The 651-nt window shown below is 61.4% G+C and carries 1 protein-coding gene; it reads right to left on the reverse strand.

All coding sequences use genetic code 11. The features are described 5' to 3' along the window. On the reverse strand, window positions 1–584 hold a 584-nt coding region (locus B2W52_RS04100), incomplete at its 3' end, for a helix-turn-helix domain-containing protein (protein WP_286801466.1). Between the last annotated feature and the right edge of the window lie 67 nt (window positions 585–651).

Genomic DNA, 651 nt, shown 5'->3' on the forward strand with positions numbered 1-651 from the left:
GAGCCGATCCAGTCCGGCAGGGTCTGGCTCCAGGTGGCCTCGGCGTAGGTGTAATTGGACGCACCCATCACCGCCACAAAGACTTGCGCCTCATGGATCTCACCGGTGGTGCGGTCAATGACGGGCACCGTGTGCCCAGCATAGTCCACGAACAGCTTTTCACCGGCTCGGTGGTCCTGACGCATCACCAGATCCAGCTTGCCCTGCCAGGCCCGGTAGTGCTCGCAGAACCAGCTGTACTGGTAGCCATCCGGATTGGCTTCCCGGTACTCCTGCCAGAGCAGGAACAGGGTGACGTTCTTGCCCCGGAGTTCATCGTGGATTCGCTTCCAATCCGGAATGCCTCGGGCCTGTGCCGGCAGATCCGGTGGTGGCGGGAACAGCCGTTGCTCCAGCTGGGCTTCACTCAGATCCTCTGGCAGCGGCCAGCCAAGCTCCGCCTCAGCAGCACGCCGCAGATACTCGCTCACAGTGGGGCGACTGATGCCGCAGGCTGCGGCAACCTGTCGGTTGCTAAGCCCTCGCTCCCACTTGAGGCGAAGGACTTCTTTGATTGTACGCATGGATAACCTCTTCGCTGGCATCTGACCCTCTCCGGATGAAAAGGAGCAGAGTACCGTTAGTTATCCCGCGCCGGACGTTTTGATGGGG

Source organism: Marinobacter sp. UBA2498, assembly GCF_002341575.1.
GTDB lineage: Bacteria > Pseudomonadota > Gammaproteobacteria > Pseudomonadales > Oleiphilaceae > Marinobacter > Marinobacter manganoxydans.